Origin of the sequence: Shewanella sp. MMG014 (genome assembly GCF_018100775.1) — a bacterium.
GTDB lineage: Bacteria > Pseudomonadota > Gammaproteobacteria > Enterobacterales > Shewanellaceae > Shewanella > Shewanella japonica.
In genome coordinates this window covers 177,034-194,428 of sequence record NZ_JAGJDZ010000004.1, presented here as the reverse complement: position 1 = coordinate 194,428, position 17,395 = coordinate 177,034, and the positions used below count along the sequence as shown (strand labels likewise).

General features: G+C 40.7%; 14 protein-coding genes. 3 read left to right on the top strand and 11 right to left on the bottom strand.

Annotated elements, in window-relative coordinates; translation table 11 throughout:
• Nucleotides 1-46: 46 nt before the first annotated feature.
• The 4 genes from J8L86_RS08390 to dnaK all read right to left on the bottom strand — a co-directional run bounded on the left by J8L86_RS08390 (nt 47) and on the right by dnaK (nt 4,912).
• On the bottom strand, nt 47-661 hold the full coding sequence (locus tag J8L86_RS08390) for an FKBP-type peptidyl-prolyl cis-trans isomerase (protein ID WP_055023698.1): 615 nt from the start codon (nt 659-661) through the stop codon (nt 47-49).
• Nucleotides 662-768: 107 nt separating this feature from the next.
• Nucleotides 769-1,560, bottom strand: coding sequence for a M48 family metallopeptidase (locus J8L86_RS08385; protein ID WP_065108662.1), 792 nt, complete (start codon nt 1,558-1,560; stop codon nt 769-771).
• A 214-nt stretch (nt 1,561-1,774) separates the two neighbouring features.
• Nucleotides 1,775-2,905, bottom strand: a complete 1,131-nt coding sequence (gene dnaJ / locus J8L86_RS08380; protein ID WP_055023696.1) for a molecular chaperone DnaJ — start codon at nt 2,903-2,905, stop codon at nt 1,775-1,777.
• 87 nt (nt 2,906-2,992) lie between these two features.
• Complete coding sequence (gene dnaK / locus J8L86_RS08375; protein WP_055023695.1) at nt 2,993-4,912, bottom strand: molecular chaperone DnaK; 1,920 nt, start codon at nt 4,910-4,912, stop codon at nt 2,993-2,995.
• Nucleotides 4,913-5,184: 272 nt separating this feature from the next.
• Here dnaK and J8L86_RS08370 point away from each other — a divergent pair, with 272 nt between their 5' ends.
• Together J8L86_RS08370 and J8L86_RS08365 are read left to right on the top strand one after the other, a co-directional pair.
• On the top strand, nt 5,185-6,084 hold the full coding sequence (locus J8L86_RS08370; protein WP_211029861.1) for a DMT family transporter: 900 nt from the start codon (nt 5,185-5,187) through the stop codon (nt 6,082-6,084).
• Between the two features lie 133 nt (nt 6,085-6,217).
• Nucleotides 6,218-6,547 (top strand): hypothetical protein, encoded by a 330-nt coding sequence (locus J8L86_RS08365; RefSeq protein WP_225442089.1) that lies wholly within the window; start codon nt 6,218-6,220, stop codon nt 6,545-6,547.
• A gap of 104 nt (nt 6,548-6,651) precedes the next feature.
• Here J8L86_RS08365 and J8L86_RS08360 read toward each other — a convergent pair whose 3' ends face one another.
• The 4 genes from J8L86_RS08360 to J8L86_RS08345 all read right to left on the bottom strand — a co-directional run bounded on the left by J8L86_RS08360 (nt 6,652) and on the right by J8L86_RS08345 (nt 12,959).
• Nucleotides 6,652-7,920: a glutamate-5-semialdehyde dehydrogenase gene (locus tag J8L86_RS08360; protein WP_065108773.1), complete on the bottom strand. Its 1,269-nt coding sequence runs from the start codon at nt 7,918-7,920 to the stop codon at nt 6,652-6,654.
• Between the two features lie 16 nt (nt 7,921-7,936).
• Nucleotides 7,937-9,046 carry a glutamate 5-kinase gene (proB, locus tag J8L86_RS08355; protein ID WP_055023692.1) on the bottom strand — a complete coding sequence of 370 codons (1,110 nt, stop codon included), beginning with the start codon at nt 9,044-9,046 and terminating at the stop codon, nt 7,937-7,939.
• A 214-nt stretch (nt 9,047-9,260) separates the two neighbouring features.
• Complete coding sequence (locus tag J8L86_RS08350) at nt 9,261-10,550, bottom strand: NCS2 family permease (RefSeq protein WP_065108664.1); 1,290 nt, start codon at nt 10,548-10,550, stop codon at nt 9,261-9,263.
• Between the two features lie 849 nt (nt 10,551-11,399).
• A complete protein-coding gene (locus J8L86_RS08345) occupies nt 11,400-12,959 on the bottom strand; it encodes a leucyl aminopeptidase family protein (protein ID WP_211029859.1) in 1,560 nt (519 codons plus the stop codon).
• A 240-nt stretch (nt 12,960-13,199) separates the two neighbouring features.
• On the opposite strand from J8L86_RS08345, the gene J8L86_RS08340 reads away from it, so the two are divergent.
• Nucleotides 13,200-14,660, top strand: coding sequence for an aminoacyl-histidine dipeptidase (locus tag J8L86_RS08340; RefSeq protein ID WP_211029857.1), 1,461 nt, complete (start codon nt 13,200-13,202; stop codon nt 14,658-14,660).
• A gap of 92 nt (nt 14,661-14,752) precedes the next feature.
• Here J8L86_RS08340 and dinB read toward each other — a convergent pair whose 3' ends face one another.
• From dinB to bfr (J8L86_RS08325), 3 genes are all read right to left on the bottom strand, one after another.
• The gene (gene dinB, locus J8L86_RS08335) at nt 14,753-15,832 is read right to left on the bottom strand and encodes a DNA polymerase IV (protein WP_211029855.1); all 1,080 of its coding nucleotides are present in this window, start codon (nt 15,830-15,832) and stop codon (nt 14,753-14,755) included.
• Nucleotides 15,833-16,144: 312 nt separating this feature from the next.
• On the bottom strand, nt 16,145-16,612 hold the full coding sequence (bfr, locus tag J8L86_RS08330; protein WP_055023687.1) for a bacterioferritin: 468 nt from the start codon (nt 16,610-16,612) through the stop codon (nt 16,145-16,147).
• A 12-nt stretch (nt 16,613-16,624) separates the two neighbouring features.
• A complete protein-coding gene (bfr, locus tag J8L86_RS08325; protein WP_055023686.1) occupies nt 16,625-17,095 on the bottom strand; it encodes a bacterioferritin in 471 nt (156 codons plus the stop codon).
• Nucleotides 17,096-17,395 lie beyond the last annotated feature (300 nt).

The following is a 17,395-nucleotide window of genomic DNA, read 5'->3' as shown; positions in this document are numbered from 1 at the left end:
CTCCCAGTGATACAAAAACGCCTAAGATTAACTTAGGCGTTTATCATTAAACGATTGCTAATAATTCAACTTCGAATACCAACGCCGAGAATGGCGGGATTGAAGCACCAGCACCACGTTCGCCGTAAGCTAAGTGTTGTGGAACGAATAATTTAAGCTTAGTACCAACTGGCATTAGTTGTAATGCTTCAGTCCAACCTGCGATAACACCAGACACTGGGAATTCAGCTGGCTCACCACGAGTAACAGAGCTATCGAAAACGTCACCGTTGATGAAAGTACCGTGGTAATGTGCACGAATAGTAGAATCAAGTGTTGGCTTCTCACCTTCACCTTGTGTGATCACTTCGTACTGAAGACCTGAGTCAGTCACAGTAACTTCGTCACGTTTAGCATTTTCAGCTAGGAAGTTTTCGCCTTCTGCAGAAGCAGCTGCAGCAGCTTCTTCTTGAGCAGCTTGTAAACGACGGCTGATTTCAGTGAAAGCCACTTGTAAGTCTTCCATTGCAACAGCGCTTTCTTTACCTTCAAACGCATCCGCTAGACCAGCTTGTACAGCAGGGATATCGATACCTTCGAAAGAGTTAGCTGCAAGTTGCTCACCCATTTGACGACCTACACCATAACTTGCTTGCTGTTCCATTGTGTTGAACTCTGACATAACTTATTTACTCTCAATTCATCAGTTAAAATTTGCGGGGCAGTTTAGCACACTTTACCACCTGATGTAGGCTAATCTGCGGTGATATTGACTATTTTTCATAAGCCTTATTTACATTGGGGCAATGACTGTTTTTTTGCAGCCAGATATAACGGGGATACTTTGTCTTGAAGTGCTTGTAAATCAGCTATTCGTGTAGAGTGTGACGGGTGAGTTGAAAACAATTCAGGCCCTTGTTCACCACCCGCTTTGGCCATGTTTTGCCATAAAGTGACACTCATTGCTGGATTAAAACCCGCTTTAGCCATTAACTCTAAGCCCAGCTCATCAGCTTCACTTTCTTGATCTCGTCCAAACGGCAATAAAATGCCAACTTGTGCCCCTAACCCCAGTCCTGCCATATACAAATCTTTATTCGCGACACCACCAGCACCTAAAGCAACGTCAGCAAGTTGAATACCCGTGTTAGTCATCTGTGAGCGAGAGACTTGCTCATTACCGTGTCGAGCAAGAACATGTGCAACTTCGTGGCCAACGACAGTTGCTAACTGATCTTGGTCCGCAGCGACCTCAAGTAATCCGGTATAAACACCAATGTATCCACCAGGTAAAGCAAAAGCATTTACCTGCTTTGAGTCAAAAAGCACCACTTCCCATTGCTGGGTTTGGTCAGGTAGTACCGCTGTTATTCTATTGGCAACGCAATTTACATATGCCGTTTTTTGCTTATCTTGACTAATTTTTTCAGATTTTTTCATGGCAGCAAAAGATTGTTCACCCATCTGGCTCATTTTATTTTTATCAAATAACAACATTTGACTACGACCAGTGGGAGATTTATGGGTGGCACACGCTGACATCAACAGCGAAATAAATAACAGCGGCACTAACTTGTTCATTTTACATCCTTTAAAATAATTCTTATTGGTGAGATAACTCTGTATTTATATGCATTATTTTAAACCAAAGCGCGGTTTAAATGCACGGTTCTATTGCTGCCTCTTTTCATCTAAGCCAACAAAGATAGGAAGCGCTGTTCGAAAATCAAAAAAAAACTGCTTACCGAAGTAAGCAGTTTTTTGATACTCAATGAGTGAGTTCAGTTAATCACAATTAGCTATTTAAATCGTGAAAGAACTTCTTAACACCATCAAAGAATCCTTCAGCCTTTGGGCTATGCTTCTTTGACTCGCCTGTTAAGGTCGATTCAAATTCGCGAAGTAATTCTTTTTGTTTCTCATTTAAGTTAACAGGCGTTTCCATTACCACCTTACACAGCAAATCGCCAACGGCATGACTACGTACAGACTTAACCCCTTTACCACGCATACGGAACATTCGGCCCGTTTGAGTTTCTGTAGGGATCTTAAGGTTCACTTTGCCATCTAAGGTCGGAACTTCGATTTCGCCACCTAATGCAGCTTTACTGAATGAGATTGGCACTTCACAATAAAGATTATTACCATCTCGAGTGAAGATTGCATGGTCACGTACACTAACCTGAACATATAAATCTCCAGGAGGTGCACCAAACTCACCCGCTTCACCTTCACCAGATAAACGAATACGGTCACCAGTATCAACACCAGCAGGGATCTTAACTGATAATGTTTTGCTCTTTTCAACACGACCTTCACCATGACATTTCTTACATGGGTCTTTAATGATCTTACCGCGACCATGACAAGTTGGACAGGCTTGCTGAACAGCAAAGAAACCTTGACGCATTTGTACTTGGCCTTGACCATGACACGTGCCACAAGTCGTTGCTGAAGAACCTTTATTAGCACCGCTACCGTCACAGCTATCACAAGATGCTAACGTAGGAATGCGTAATTCTTTTGTAAGGCCACGAACCGCTTCTTCAAGCGAAAGTTCAAGGTTGTAACGTAAGTCACTACCTCGAGCAGCTTGACGCTGACCACCGCCACGACGTCCGCCGCCAAAGATATCGCCAAACACGTCACCGAAGATATCACCGAAATCGCCTGCACCACCATGGCCGCCGCCACGGTTAGGATCTACACCAGCATGACCAAATTGATCATAAGCCGCTTTTTTATTGGCATCGGTGAGAATTTCGTAAGCTTCTTTTACTTCTTTAAAGCTTGCTTCAGCTTCTTGATCGCCAGGGTTACGGTCTGGATGAAACTTCATCGCCAAACGTTTATAGGCTTTTTTGATTTCTCGTTCACTGGCATCACGACCGATACCAAGAACTTCGTAATAATCTCGCTTTGACATAATCTCAGTTTTCTCAAGCAGGTATTGTACGAACGGGCGTTAGAGATTTCTCCCAACGCCCGCCTGAAAGTTAACTAAAAATTTAGCTTACTTTTTGTCGTCTTTTACTTCTTCAAACTCAGCATCAACAACGTCATCTTCAGGCTTAGCTTCTTGAGCATCTTGTGCTGGCGCTTCACCTTGTTGTGCTTGTGCATTTGCTTGAGCAATTTCCATTAACTTAGCAGATGCTTCCATTAATGCTTGTGTCGCTTTATCAATTGCTTCTTTGTCGTTACCTTTAGTTGCGGTATCAACTTCAGCCATTGCAGCTTCAATTTTCTCTTTGTCTTCGCTTGGTAATGCGTCACCCGCTTCTTCGATTTGCTTCTTCGTAGCGTGAACCATACCATCAGCTTGGTTACGTGCTTGAACTAGCTCTTCGAATTTAGCATCTTCATCAGCATGCGCTTCAGCATCACGAACCATTTGCTCTACTTCTTCATCAGATAAACCAGAGTTTGCCTTGATGGTGATGTTTTGCGCTTTGCCCGTTTTCTTATCCGTTGCAGATACATTCAAGATACCATCTGCATCGATATCAAATACAACTTCAATTTGTGGCTGACCACGTGGAGCTGGCTCAATACCTTCAAGGTTAAATTGACCTAAAGATTTGTTGTAGCTCGCTTGCTTACGCTCACCTTGCAATACGTGAATAGTCACAGCAGCTTGGTTGTCATCAGCAGTTGAGAACGTTTGCGATGCTTTTGTTGGGATAGTGGTGTTTTTCTCGATTAGACGAGTCATTACACTACCCATAGTTTCGATACCGAATGAAAGTGGTGTTACGTCAAGTAACAATACATCTTTCACATCACCAGAAAGAACACCTGCTTGAATTGCCGCACCTACAGCAACAGCTTCATCAGGGTTAACGTCTTTACGTGGCTCTTTACCGAAGAAATCAGTTACTGCAGCCTGTACTTTAGGCATACGTGTTTGACCACCAACTAAGATAACTTCATTGATGTCAGATACTGATAAGTCTGCATCGGCTAACGCAACTTTTAACGGCTCTAAAGAACGTTGAATTAGATCTTCAACTAAAGACTCTAATTTAGCGCGAGTCACTTTAACAACTAAATGCTTAGGACCTGTTGCATCAGCAGTGATGTATGGCAGGTTAACTTCAGTTTGAGTTGTGCTTGAAAGTTCAATTTTCGCTTTTTCAGCCGCTTCTTTAACACGTTGCATTGCTAATGGGTCATTACGTAAATCTAGACCTTGTTCTTTTTTGAACTCATCAGCTAAGTAGTTAATTAAACGGTTATCGAAATCTTCACCACCTAAGTGAGTGTCACCGTTAGTAGCAAGTACTTCGAACGTTTGGTCACCGTCGTTACTATCGATTTCAATGATAGAGATATCGAAAGTACCACCACCTAAATCGTATACAGCAACAACGTTGTCGCCTTGTTTCTTATCGATACCGTAAGCAAGTGCAGCAGCAGTTGGTTCGTTGATGATACGTTTAACATCAAGACCAGCAATACGACCAGCATCTTTAGTTGCTTGACGTTGTGAATCGTTAAAGTATGCAGGAACAGTAATAACTGCTTCTGTTACTTCTTCACCTAAAAAGTCTTCTGCAGTCTTTTTCATCTTTTTCAAGATTTCAGCAGAAACTTGTGGTGGAGCCATTTTCTTACCGTGTGCTTCAACCCATGCATCACCATTGTCAGTACCAATGATTTTGAAAGGCATGATGTCTACGTCACGTTGAACTTCGTCATCTTTAAAACGACGACCGATTAAACGCTTAATCGCGAAGAAAGTGTTAGTTGGGTTGGTAACCGCTTGACGTTTAGCTGGTGAACCTACCAATGTTTCATCTTCAGTGTATGCGATGATAGAAGAAGTAGTACGTTCGCCTTCAGCATTCTCAATTACGCGAGCTTTGTCGCCATCAAGGACAGCTACACAAGAGTTTGTTGTGCCTAAGTCAATACCAATAATTTTGCCCATGAGGATCTCCGAAATATAAATTTTAGTGTTACTAATTTGCTTATGGTTGTTGATATGGGGTCAGGATTATTAATTTCAAGTCCTAAATTTTTAGCCTCTCATATCAGCCTTAATGCATATATTGGGACAGCGATCTGAATTACAAGGGGGAAGATCGAAATTTTTATTAAAAATATATTAAGGATCGATAAATAAACCGTGCACCACTTTTGCATATTGCATACAATCCTCGCATTAACCGATAGCAACCTCATCATTTCACAGGAAAGGCCGTGTCAAATACTACTCTCGCATACCTATATGGCCTGCTGGCTGTGTTACTTTGGTCAACCGTCGCCACAGCATTCAAAATTGCATTAGGCTACTTCACCCCATTGCAACTAGTATTTGTTGCCGTGATAACATCAATACTTGCTCTTGGGATTATTGTCACCTTTCAAGGAAAACTCACTTTAATCTCAAAGCAATTGAAACGTCGGCCGTTATTTTATTTGTTTTCGGGACTGTTAAACCCTTTTCTTTATTACTATGTGTTATTTGAAGCTTATGATCTTCTACCAGCGCAACAAGCGTTGTCACTCAACTATACTTGGGCAATTTTATTACCGATATTAGCTGTGCCTTTATTAGGTCATAAGCTCACTAAGATAGATTCTGTTGCGGCAATCATCGCTTATGCTGGAGTGTATGTTATTGCCACAGGCGGCAATATCCGTGAATTTAATTTCGAAAGCCCTACAGGGATAGCCTTTGTATTAAGTAGCACAGTGATTTGGTGCCTTTACTGGGTTATTAATACTAAAGATGATGGTGATGCAATCGTTAGCCTGTTGCTCAGTTTCTTAATTGGTTTGCCATTTGTCACTGTGGCAATGATGTTACACCAACCTATTGAATCCATCAGTTGGCAAGCTCTAGGGGCTGGCATGTATGTTGGTTTGTTCGAGATGGGGTTAACTTTCGTGTTGTGGCTAATGGCACTTAAAACAACACAGAAAACGGCCAACATTACCACCTTAGTTTTTTTAACGCCTGTATTATCTGTTGGCCTTATTGCTGTTATCTTAAAAGAGCACATAACTATTAGCACCTACATTGGCTTGTGTTTTATTTTGACGGGCTTAATGCTGCAAAAATTATTACCTCGATTACTAAAAGCTAATAACCCGTAATAAAACAGCGATAAGCTCGATTAAGCTTACGTTCAACTGGTACATCCTCTTATTGATAGTTGATTGCTTCATCATTACTTGCTACTAATATATTGTACAAATATTCAACTACATGGAGAACTGGGCAATGGGAATGCCACGTTGGAATTTAAGCGATACGATTGAGCGAAAAATAAGGCTTAGCAGTTTAGTGGTCACTGCATTAATCATATTCTACGAACTGTTAAATGGCGATATTTCGACACAATTTCCAGCAATGTACCTATGTGTTTTTGTATTCCCTGCGGTGTATTTTACAAATAAGACTCAAGACAAATACTTTCCATTGCTAAAAGAATATGTTCAAGCAACTCGCATCGTTGCCATCTTTATGACTTTAGCCAGCTTGTGCGTTTGGGGTTATGCGACTTATTTAAGGCTCTCTATCCCTCCTATGCCCAGCCACCTTATTTATAATATGTAGATCTAGCAGTTACTTTCAGCATTCAAGCCATTAGCTTTTCCACATTGCTAAAACAAAAAAGCACCGAAGTGCTTTTTGTATAAAAACGAAGTCGAAACCCCAAATCATTTTCTTGCTGTGTAATCGCCAGTTGCAAGCCATTTATAGGTCGTTAATGCATCCAACGCCATTGGTCCACGGGCATGTAACTTTTGTGTACTAACGGCAACTTCAGCTCCTAAGCCAAATTGAGAGCCATCGGTGAACCTAGTACTGGCATTGACATACACAGCAGCAGAATCAACTTCATTCAAAAAATGGGTCGTTGCATGAATATCATCAGATAAAATGGCTTCTGAGTGTCCGCTTGAATGCATTCTAATATGCTCAATAGCATCATCAATATTACTGACGACTTTGACACCTAAGGTCAAGGATAACCACTCTGTAGAATAGCTCTCATCAGTTGCTGAATGTAGCTCAAAAGCAGGGTTATCAACTAAGGCTTTGGTTTTATCACAGGTATAAAAACTCACCCCTAATGCGGCCATTTCTTCAAATAATCTAGGTAAGTATTCTGCAGCAATCGCTTCATGAATCAACAAAGTATCTAGCGCATTACATACTGTAGGGCGTTGTACTTTAGCGTTAATGATCACTTCTGCACTGCGACTGAGATCGGCCATTTTATCCAGGTATAAATGACAAATACCAATCCCACCTAAAATGACAGGAATACTGGCTTTTTCAGCACATAAGCGCTGCAAAGTTTGACCTCCACGAGGAATAATCATGTCTACATATTGATCTAATGTCAGTAAGCCAGTAACGAGTTCACGATCGGTTGAATTAATCAGCTGCACAGCATCTTCTGGCAAACCTTGAATTCGCAAGGCTTGGCGAATGACATCGCTTAACACTTGGTTTGAGGTGAGCGTTTCTTTACCGCCACGCAAGATAACGGCATTACCCGTTTTAAGTGCTAATACTGCAATATCTACTGTCACATTGGGACGTGCTTCATAAATAACCCCAACGACACCTAAAGGCACTCGGCGTTGGGTAAGGCGTAAGCCATTATCTAACAATTGACTTGCCGACTCACTACCAACAGGATCTGCTAGATTAATAACATTATCAATATCCGCGATAATGCCTGCCAATCTTGGTTTATCAAGTAATAAACGATCAATCATCGCATCAGTTAGCCCATTCTGCTTAGCTGCTGCGACATCTTTAGCATTGGCAGATAATATCGCATCGGTATTCAATGTCAGTTGCTCGCTGATGCAATATAGTAGTGCTGATTTTTGTTGGCTTGATAGATTAGCTAGTTGAAAACTTGCAGTTTTAGCTTGCTGACCTAATGTTTGCAAATATTGCTGATTCGACATTTTTTCATCCTGTAAATTATTCATCTAGTAATACCATGTCATTACGATGTACCACGGCCACGCCATAGTTATAACCGAGTAAACTTTCTATCTCGTTTGAGTGTTTACCTGCGATTAAAGCTAAAGCATTTGCACAATATCGGCTCATCCCTTTTGCGAGTACCTTACCTTTTTCATCGACTAACATTATCGGCGCACCACGCTCAAATTTGCCTTCTACTTTTATAATGCCTTTTGATAATAAACTTCTACCGTTTTGTGTGACGGCAACTGATGCGCCAGAATCTAACACTAAGCGCCCTTCTGAAGCAGGACCTGCTAAAATCCATTGTTTGCGACTTTCCAGTGGATTATCAATAGCACTAAAATGTGTCCCTACGGGTTCTTTATTGGCCACTTTTGTGATGACATTGAGATGATGCCCAGAAGCTATAACGACCTCAATGCCTGCACGTCTAGCAATGTCAGCCGCTTCGAGCTTTGTCGCCATTCCTCCCGTGCCCAACCCTGAAACTGCCCCGCCAGCGAGCGAGCGTAAATCAGCATCAATATTTTTTACCGACGAGATAAGCTTGGCATCTGGGTTGGTTCGAGGGTCAGCATCAAATAAACCCTTTTGATCCGTTAATAACACTAATAAATCTGCGTCACAAAGTAGTGCTGCGCGAGCGGATAAATTATCGTTATCGCCAACTTTAATTTCGTTAGTCGCAACCGCATCATTTTCATTAATGATTGGAATAATATTATTATCTAGCAAGGCGTTGAGCGTATCTCTAGCGTTAAGGTACCGCTCTCTATCTCGCAAGTCTGCACGAGTCAGTAATAACTGTCCGACATGCAGACCGTATATGCTGAACAATTCAGACCAAGCTAAAATCAGCTGGCTTTGCCCTACGGCTGCTAACAATTGCTTATTGGGCATCGTATCGGGAAGTACGGGGTATTGCAGATGTTCACGTCCGGCAGCTATTGCGCCTGAAGTACATAATACGACTTCAACGCCTGAGCGCATTAACAAAGCCATTTGTCTAGCCAATTCAACCATATGCGCTTTATCAAGGCTTCTGCTACCTGATGTGAGCACACTGGTGCCTAACTTGATTACGATCCGCTGGTAACCCATTTGTACCTTATCCCAACAAAAATTGTTTAATGAAAGATTTTTATACCTAATAAATACAGAAAATAACAGCTATCCATTACTAGGGATAAATATATTCACTGTTAAATTTTAGATGACGCACAAAAAAGGGCTATGCATTGCATAACCCTTAATATAAACATAACAAAGCCTTCGATTATTGCTTTACACGCGATAACGACTGCTACATACCATTTTAGCCATAAATGAATTTAACTAAAAACAATAATGCAATGAATAAAATCCCTAAGTTAAGATCTTTAAAGCGGCCCGTTAATACCTTAATGACGGCATATGAGATAAAGCCAAAACCTATCGCATTAGCGATAGAAAACGTCAATGGCATTAGTAAGCACACTATCACCACTGGTGCTGCTTCTGTAAGGTCTTCCCATTCCACATTGACTAAACCAGACATCATTAAAATGGCAACATAAAATAATGCACCACTAGTCGCATAAGCCGGAACCATCCCTGCTAACGGGGCAAAAAACAAAGAAAGAATAAACAAAAGACCAACGACAACCGCGGTTAAGCCGGTTCTTCCACCAGCGCTCACCCCAGCTGTACTTTCAATATAACTGGTTGTTGTTGATGTACCTAAAGTCGCACCAGCCACTGTCGCCAAACTGTCAGCACTTAATGCACGCTTGACTCTTGGAAGGCGGCCTTGCTCATCTAAAAAGCCACCACGCTGAGCAACGGCAACCAGCGTACCTGATGTATCAAATAAATCGACAAATAGGAACGCAAAAATCACCGAAATCATACTGATTTCCAGTACGCTAGACAGGTCCATTTTCATGAATGTCGGCGCAACTGAAGGCGGCATAGACACAATGCCGCCATAAGTGACATCACCAAAAATCAAACCAAGAATGGTAACAATGAAAATACTCAAAATAACCGATGCTTTAAGTCCACGCTGTACCATTGCAATAATGAGGAAAAAACCAAGTGCCGCCATCACAGCCGGAAACGACGTAATATCTCCCATGGTAACTAAGGTCGCTGGGCTCGCCACGACTATTCCCGCTGCTTTTAAGCCAATAAAAGCTAAAAAAAGACCAATACCTGCGGCAATACCAAGCCGTAAACTCATCGGAATACTATTAACAATCCACTCTCGAATTTTTACCAGCGACAATACTAAGAAACAAATACCAGACATGAACACAGCACCGAGTGCTGTTTCCCAGCTGTAACCCATTTCCCCTACAACGGTATAAGTGAAAAAGGCGTTTAATCCCATTCCAGGAGCTAAAGCAATAGGATAATTAGCGACCAACCCCATAATAAGACAACCAATTGCAGCGGCTAAACAAGTCGCAACAAAAACAGCACCTTGATCCATGCCTGCATCAGCTAACATCATTGGATTGACAAAAATAATGTAAGCCATTGTCAAAAAGGTGGTTATACCTGCGATAACTTCTTGTTTTAAACTAGATTGATTTTCTTTTAGCTTGAACAGTTTCTCTAACATGAAACGTAAATCCTTAAAAAAGGGAGTTAATAAGCGTGATTTAATTGGGCTAAAGGTCAAATAACGGACTGAAAGCACATCAAAATATGACACTTTAATGAACGCGATTATAGGTATTTATATGGCGTATAGCCATGTTCACACTATAAACACTCATATTTGTAAGAAAGACAATTTAATCGTTTGATTTGAAGTAAGAGGTGTTAGGCAGGCAAAAAAAAAAGCCTGCTCAAAGAGCAGGCTGACAAGTTAAAAGTTTTCCAGTATGGGGAGAGGAAAACTGCATCACAATTAAGTGATAAAACTTCAATATAAATTAGCAATAGAGAACTAATTTATCGTTTGTCTAAATTCGCCTAAAAGACGACAGAAAAAAGGGTTGATACGGGTCAAACTTACAATCAAGGATGGGTTAGCCCTTGAAGGTCATGGCATATAAACCACCAGCTAAAGCATTAGAACTTAACCAAGTGTTTTGCCAATAAATATATTGATTGCCTGTATAAGACATAGTAAATACTCCAAATAAAGTTGTTTAAAACCTAGTCTTGCTGGGCTCGGTTCCTTGGAACTTACTTTTCTCAATCCGTTGAGACAACTTATCACTCGATTCCTTGGAGACTTTATCCATCCTGGATTAACTAGAATTGAAAAGCACCGTTGCTCTTCAACGAGAACAATAATACCAAAGTGTAATTTAATTACAAGTATTATTTTATTTATTTAAAAAAAACCTTAAAAAAGGAAATTTATTACAGTTTTTAGTCATTTTATAAATATTAAGCTTTGTCACCTAAGTGACAAAGCCACTACATATTGTGCTTGAACAAAAATAATACAACTAGATACTTATTTTATTGCATTCTGTAATAAAGTTACCAAAGGTTCACCTGTCGGTTTGCCGTATAAAGGGTGTCCTTCTGTTGCACTACCTGCGATATCAATATGAGCGAACGGCATAGGTTGTGACGAATTCAACCCATGATTATCAAGGCCTGCAGCATTGATTAAGAAGGCTGCAGGGTATTGATGTCCTCGAGCAGTAATGGCTGATGGGCCATTATTGGATGATAATAATTCGCCTTCTCCAGAAATATTATTCACTTTATTAAAGTCATCACTTCGCAACCTTGAAACCTCAAATGATTCACCCCATAAGGCTGATATTTGCTCTAAGTCTTGGCTAATGCCCACTTTTTTTGCTACAGCATTTTCTACAACAGCCGTATAACCGCCGTAACAACGTACTACGTGCCCAGTTAATGTTGCCACAGAAAATAATTGAGGGTTGACTGCAGTCGTCGCTTTTATTCGTAAATGTGACAATAAATCAGCCAACACTAGGCGCCCTTCTGCATCGGTATTACCAATGCGAACTCTGACGCCTGCATGACTTTTAATAATTTCATCAGGGACAAATGCATTACTGCCAATACTGTTTCTGACTAACCCTAATTCGGCCACGACTCGCAGCCCTTTTGGTTTTAGAATAGATAATGTTTTCATTAAACCTGCGACTACAGCAGCGCCACCTTTATCTCGGCTCATGCCAGCCATACCACCTGCGACTTTAATGTCAGCACCACCGGTATCGTAGATCACCCCTTTACCAGCAAAGAATAAGGTTTTTTCGATAGTACCTTCACCCACATACTCAACTTTGACAACGCGTGGTTGATGCCTTTGCACCGAGAAAGAAGCCCGTCCAACCGCACAAAGTAATGGGTAATCACGTTCAAGCTCTTCTTGCTCTTCTATTACAGATACAGATAAACCAGATCCTGTGAATGCATCAACACAATAATCAGCAAAAGCTGGGGCGGCCATTCTTTCAGGCTCTGTACCACACAGATCTCGAGTTAAAATTTTACCGGCTTCAACAGCATTGATTAGATCACTAAATGAATGACCTTCAGACTGACTGGTTAACAAGCCAATTTCAGTGACTGATGCTTGTATAGATTGCCCTTCAGCTTGAATCGCCTCTCTTAACTCTAGTGATTGCCATAACTCTTGACCACAAGCTAAAGCTGACACTTGTTGAGCATATTGGTAGCGGCTTTGGTTTTGTTGATTAACCACTAATAACGGTTTAACTGCGCCTGCACTTTTTGCAATAGCAAGTCCTTCTCTAGCCGCTTTAGCAAACACGCTAACATCACTGTATTCATTAGACGCTGCGCTTACAGGGGAAATGATTAACCTTCCACCCGCTAACCCCGGAGCAAATAATAAAGTGGCACTTTGGCCAATACGGTTATCAATTTGTTTGCCGTGACTGGCTAACAATTTAATTTCATCTTGCTTGATGTCATCTAAGTCAGTGGTGATAACAATGACGGCATCCCAGCCTTGTCCTTCAAATATCGCATCTTCATTTTTTACATCGACAACATTTGCTTGCAACATGAGCCTTCCTTTTGATTTTTATTATGTAAGGTATGAGAAATTTAGTGCGCTTTATATCCATTGATAATAGCGGCTATAAGTGAGCAAAGTACATATTTTTACTCTGTAAAATGGTTAATATTTATTTACAGATTTTAGTCAGGTTTCGAACAATCAAATCATCCAGATCACTGTCTGTACAAATCATTATGGTAAACTGTGGTTCATCTATTCCCACCTCATAACTATAAGGGAGTCTCCGTGACAGCGATTAATCAATTATACCCTCAGCCACTATGGCAATGGTTCGAACAAATTTGTTCTATCCCGCATCCATCAAAGTTTGAACATGCTTTAAGTGCACACATTCAACAGTGGGCAAAATCAAAAAATCTTAGCGTTATTGAAGATAAGGTCGGTAACCTTATCATCAAAAAACCAGCCTACCCAGGCATGGAAAATAGAAAAGTCGTGGTACTTCAAGCCCATATTGATATGGTGCCGCAAAAGAATGCAGACAAAGTTCATGATTTTGAAAAAGACCCTATTGAAGCCTATGTCGATGGTGAATGGGTAAAAGCTAACGGCACCACATTGGGCTCTGATAATGGTATCGGTATGGCATCAGCTCTTGCAGTGTTAGGTGCTGATGACATTAAACACGGCCCATTAGAAGTCTTGTTAACTATTGATGAAGAAGCTGGCATGACCGGCGCTTTTGGACTCGAAGCAGGCATGCTTGATGCTGATATTTTAATTAATACCGATTCTGAACAGGAAGGCGAAATTTATATGGGTTGCGCTGGCGGTGTTGATGCACAAATAAGCGTGCCGATGTCGTGGCAAGCCCCTGAGCAAACCAATGCCAGCTTCAAATTAACCTTGTCGGGACTTAAAGGTGGTCACTCTGGTGTGAACATTCATTTAGGTCGTGGTAATGCGAATAAATTATTAGCACGATTCCTATTCATTTATGCGGACGATTTAGCACTTGAATTAGTCAACTTTACTGGTGGTTCATTACGTAATGCGATTCCTCGTGAAGCGAATATCAGCTTTATGTTACCTAGTGAAAACCAAGTAAAACTTGAACAAGCGATTACTGAGTTTGAAGCCTTAGTACGTACAGAGCTATCGATTGCCGATCCTGACATGTTACTGACACTTGAATCAATCGAGACACCAGAAAAGGTCATCGGTGAAGAAGCGCAGAATACCTTAATTGACTTACTTCATGCTTGCCCGAATGGCGTTATGCGCATGAGTGATGAAGTTGAAGGCGTAACAGAAACATCACTGAATGTCGGTGTTATCAACACTGAAAATGAGTCTGTAGAAGTCCTATGCCTTATCCGGTCATTAATAAACTCCGGTCGTGAAGAAATCGAAACTCAGTTAACAGCATTAGCTAACTTATCAGGCGCAAGTATCGAGCTTTCAGGCGCATACCCTGGCTGGAAACCTGATAATAACTCACCTGTAATGGCGATAGTTCGTGACACTTATAACGACATTTATAAAAAAGACCCTACGATCATGGTGATCCACGCAGGTCTTGAATGTGGTCTGTTTAAAGAACCCTACCCGACTATGGATATGGTATCTATTGGTCCTACAATTCGCTTCCCACATAGTCCTGATGAGATGGTTAATATCACAACCGTTGGACAATACTGGGAGTTACTGCTTGCAGTACTTGAACGTATTCCAGCAAAAGACTAACTCGTAAAAACGTCAAAAAGGCTGCCATTCTCTTGAGAAAGGCAGCCTTTTTCATTTAAGCGAAGCGAGTAGTCAGTAAAATACGCATCAGCTTAAAAGTTTAAATCAAGTTGTTCAGTGTTTGACTGTTTATCCTTGGTGTCAATTTCAATATCAGCTAATCCGACCGACACGCCGACTAGACGAATCCCCCTGCCATTTGCTCGCGCTAAAGCTTGGCTTAATAATTCATGAAACAGGTTCAATGATATTTCATCACTACGGTGTTCAATCGTAGTCTGTTTAAAATCATTAAACTTAAGCTTAACCACTTGCTTATGAATTTGCCTATCCTTTGCACTGCGGTGAACTCGAGCAATGAGCTCTTGAATTAATTGCGGCATGACATTATTGCACTGCTCAAGCGTAAAGATATCTTGTGCTAGTGTGGTTTCAACTCCGACCGATTTCCTGACTCGATTGGGGCTGATTGTCCGATTATCGATACCTTGCGCACGTTCAATCAGAACTCGACCAAATTTACCAAATGCTGCAATCAGTTTATCACTTGGGTAATGTTGCACGTCTTCACAGGTTGTTAGACCAAGGGCGGCTAGCTTTGCCGAGGTCACTTTACCCACGCCAGGAATTTTGTTCAGCGTTAATGGCTTTACGAAGGCGTTTATATCTTCAGGAGGGATAACATACTGCCCATTGGGCTTATTTAAATCTGAAGCAATTTTGGCAAGAAACTTAATGGGCGCAACACCTGCTGATGCTGTTAACCCGGTTTCATCGAGTATTTCTTGACGAATCGCCTTAGCAATTAAAGTGGCACTGCCCTTGTGAGCATGACAGTCCGTGACATCTAGATAGGCTTCGTCTAAAGATAAAGGCTCAACTAAATCGGTATAGCGATGAAAGATAGCTCTAATTTGTACGGAAATTGATTTATAGACATCCATTCGACCTGGCACTAAAGTGAGATCAGGGCATAATTTTAACGCCTGATAACTCGACATAGCAGAGCGCACACCAAACTGGCGAGCTTCATAATTACATGTGCTGATCACGCCCCTGCGATCGCTTCTGCCCCCCACAGCTAAGGGTTTGTCACGCAATTCTGGAAAATCTCTCATCTCCACCGCTGCAAAATAACAATCCATGTCGATATGAATAATTTTACGGACCATTTTCAAGCAAGCTCTTTCTAGCTCATTAACTGATTAATTAATTTATCATAGCAGATGGATAAAATCACTGTATAAATAAACAGTACCAAGGAATAACACTAGTAACGCTGATATTTGAATCAAATCTGCTTATCAATGAAGCGAATTTAGCTATTTCAACAAGCGTTTGCGAGTTAACATGGTGATTTAGTTACGGAGGTGTCTGTTACACATTATTTATCTAAGCCCTTTTATAGTGACTTTTTCACCAAGTAACTTAGTACAAAAACAAAAAAGCCCAACATTGTTGGGCTTGTTAATACCAGTGACTTTTTACATTTTCGTCTGTAAATAGTTCTGTAATCCAACACGATCAATCAATCGAATTTGTTTTTCTAACCAGTACATATGATCTGATTCAGTATCATCTAATAATACTTCTAAGATTTCACGAGTTTGGAAATCTTCTTTTTCTTCACAAAGTGCAATGACTTCACGTAAATGATCAGCAACGGCATACTCGTAGTTCAAATCATTTTTCAGCATCTCTTCAACATCTTTACCGATGTTGAGTGCTTCACGGCTCGCAACGTCTGGAGTACCTTCTAAGAATAAAATACGTTGTACTAACTTGGCAGCATGCGCTTTTTCATCGTCTGATTCATGAAGAATACGAGTGTATAACTCATCAAATCCCCAATCTTCATACATATGAGCATGAACAAAATATTGATCCATCGCCGACAATTCACCGGTTAATAGTGCGTTTAGCGCTGCAATAACTTCTGGATGACCTTTCATGTTAAATTCCTATTAATCTTTAATTTGTGATTGAAGGTAATTTTGAATACCTGTTTGATTGATGAGTTCTTTTTGAGACTCAATCCAATCAAGATGTTCTTCTTCATCTTCGAGTAAATCTTCAAGTAGATCACGACTCACATAGTCACGCTCTGCTTCACACAACTTGATGGTTTCTTTCAGTACGACAAGCTGCTCGGTTAACGCTTGCTCGTCACAATCAAGCATCTCTTCACAATGCTCACCAATACGTAACTTATCGAGTTGCTGTAAATTGGGTAATCCTTCCAGAAATAACACACGCTCAATTAGCTTGTCGGCATGCTTCATATCTTGAATCGATTTCTTGTATTCTTTTTCATTCAGGTTTTCTAAACCCCAATGTTTGAACATGCGTGCATGTAGGAAATACTGGTTAATGGCAGTTAACTCACACGTCAGCACTTTATTCAGCTGACTAATTACTTTAGGGTGGCCTTTCATAATTCTGTCCTTTAATTCAAGATTGATCTGGATCAATTTCCAACAGGATAGTACATACGTTCATTAATTACAAATACCCTTTAAAATCATACACTTGATTAGTGATAATCATTATCATTACAACTTAGGTTATTAACTAGTTTCACTTCAGTTTAAATACCGTTAACTTCAATGGAATCACGGTTATAGGTTAAAATACAAAAACGCTACATGCGCTTGATAACAGAATAATCGTAAAATGTTACCTAAAAAGATTTTTGTAAATTTTGTATCGAATGAGATGACAAACTATTTCAGACA

Coding starts and splice junctions, on each gene's coding strand:
- J8L86_RS08390 (WP_055023698.1), bottom strand. CDS start 661: ATGTCAGAGTTCAACACAATGGAACAGCAAGCAAGTTATGGTGTAGGT.
- J8L86_RS08385 (WP_065108662.1), bottom strand. CDS start 1,560: ATGAACAAGTTAGTGCCGCTGTTATTTATTTCGCTGTTGATGTCAGCG.
- dnaJ (WP_055023696.1), bottom strand. CDS start 2,905: ATGTCAAAGCGAGATTATTACGAAGTTCTTGGTATCGGTCGTGATGCC.
- dnaK (WP_055023695.1), bottom strand. CDS start 4,912: ATGGGCAAAATTATTGGTATTGACTTAGGCACAACAAACTCTTGTGTA.
- J8L86_RS08365 (WP_225442089.1), top strand. CDS start 6,218: ATGCCACGTTGGAATTTAAGCGATACGATTGAGCGAAAAATAAGGCTT.
- J8L86_RS08360 (WP_065108773.1), bottom strand. CDS start 7,920: ATGTCGAATCAGCAATATTTGCAAACATTAGGTCAGCAAGCTAAAACT.
- proB (WP_055023692.1), bottom strand. CDS start 9,046: ATGGGTTACCAGCGGATCGTAATCAAGTTAGGCACCAGTGTGCTCACA.
- J8L86_RS08350 (WP_065108664.1), bottom strand. CDS start 10,550: ATGTTAGAGAAACTGTTCAAGCTAAAAGAAAATCAATCTAGTTTAAAA.
- J8L86_RS08345 (WP_211029859.1), bottom strand. CDS start 12,959: ATGTTGCAAGCAAATGTTGTCGATGTAAAAAATGAAGATGCGATATTT.
- dinB (WP_211029855.1), bottom strand. CDS start 15,832: ATGGTCCGTAAAATTATTCATATCGACATGGATTGTTATTTTGCAGCG.
- bfr (WP_055023687.1), bottom strand. CDS start 16,612: ATGAAAGGTCATCCAGAAGTTATTGCAGCGCTAAACGCACTATTAACC.
- bfr (WP_055023686.1), bottom strand. CDS start 17,095: ATGAAAGGCCACCCTAAAGTAATTAGTCAGCTGAATAAAGTGCTGACG.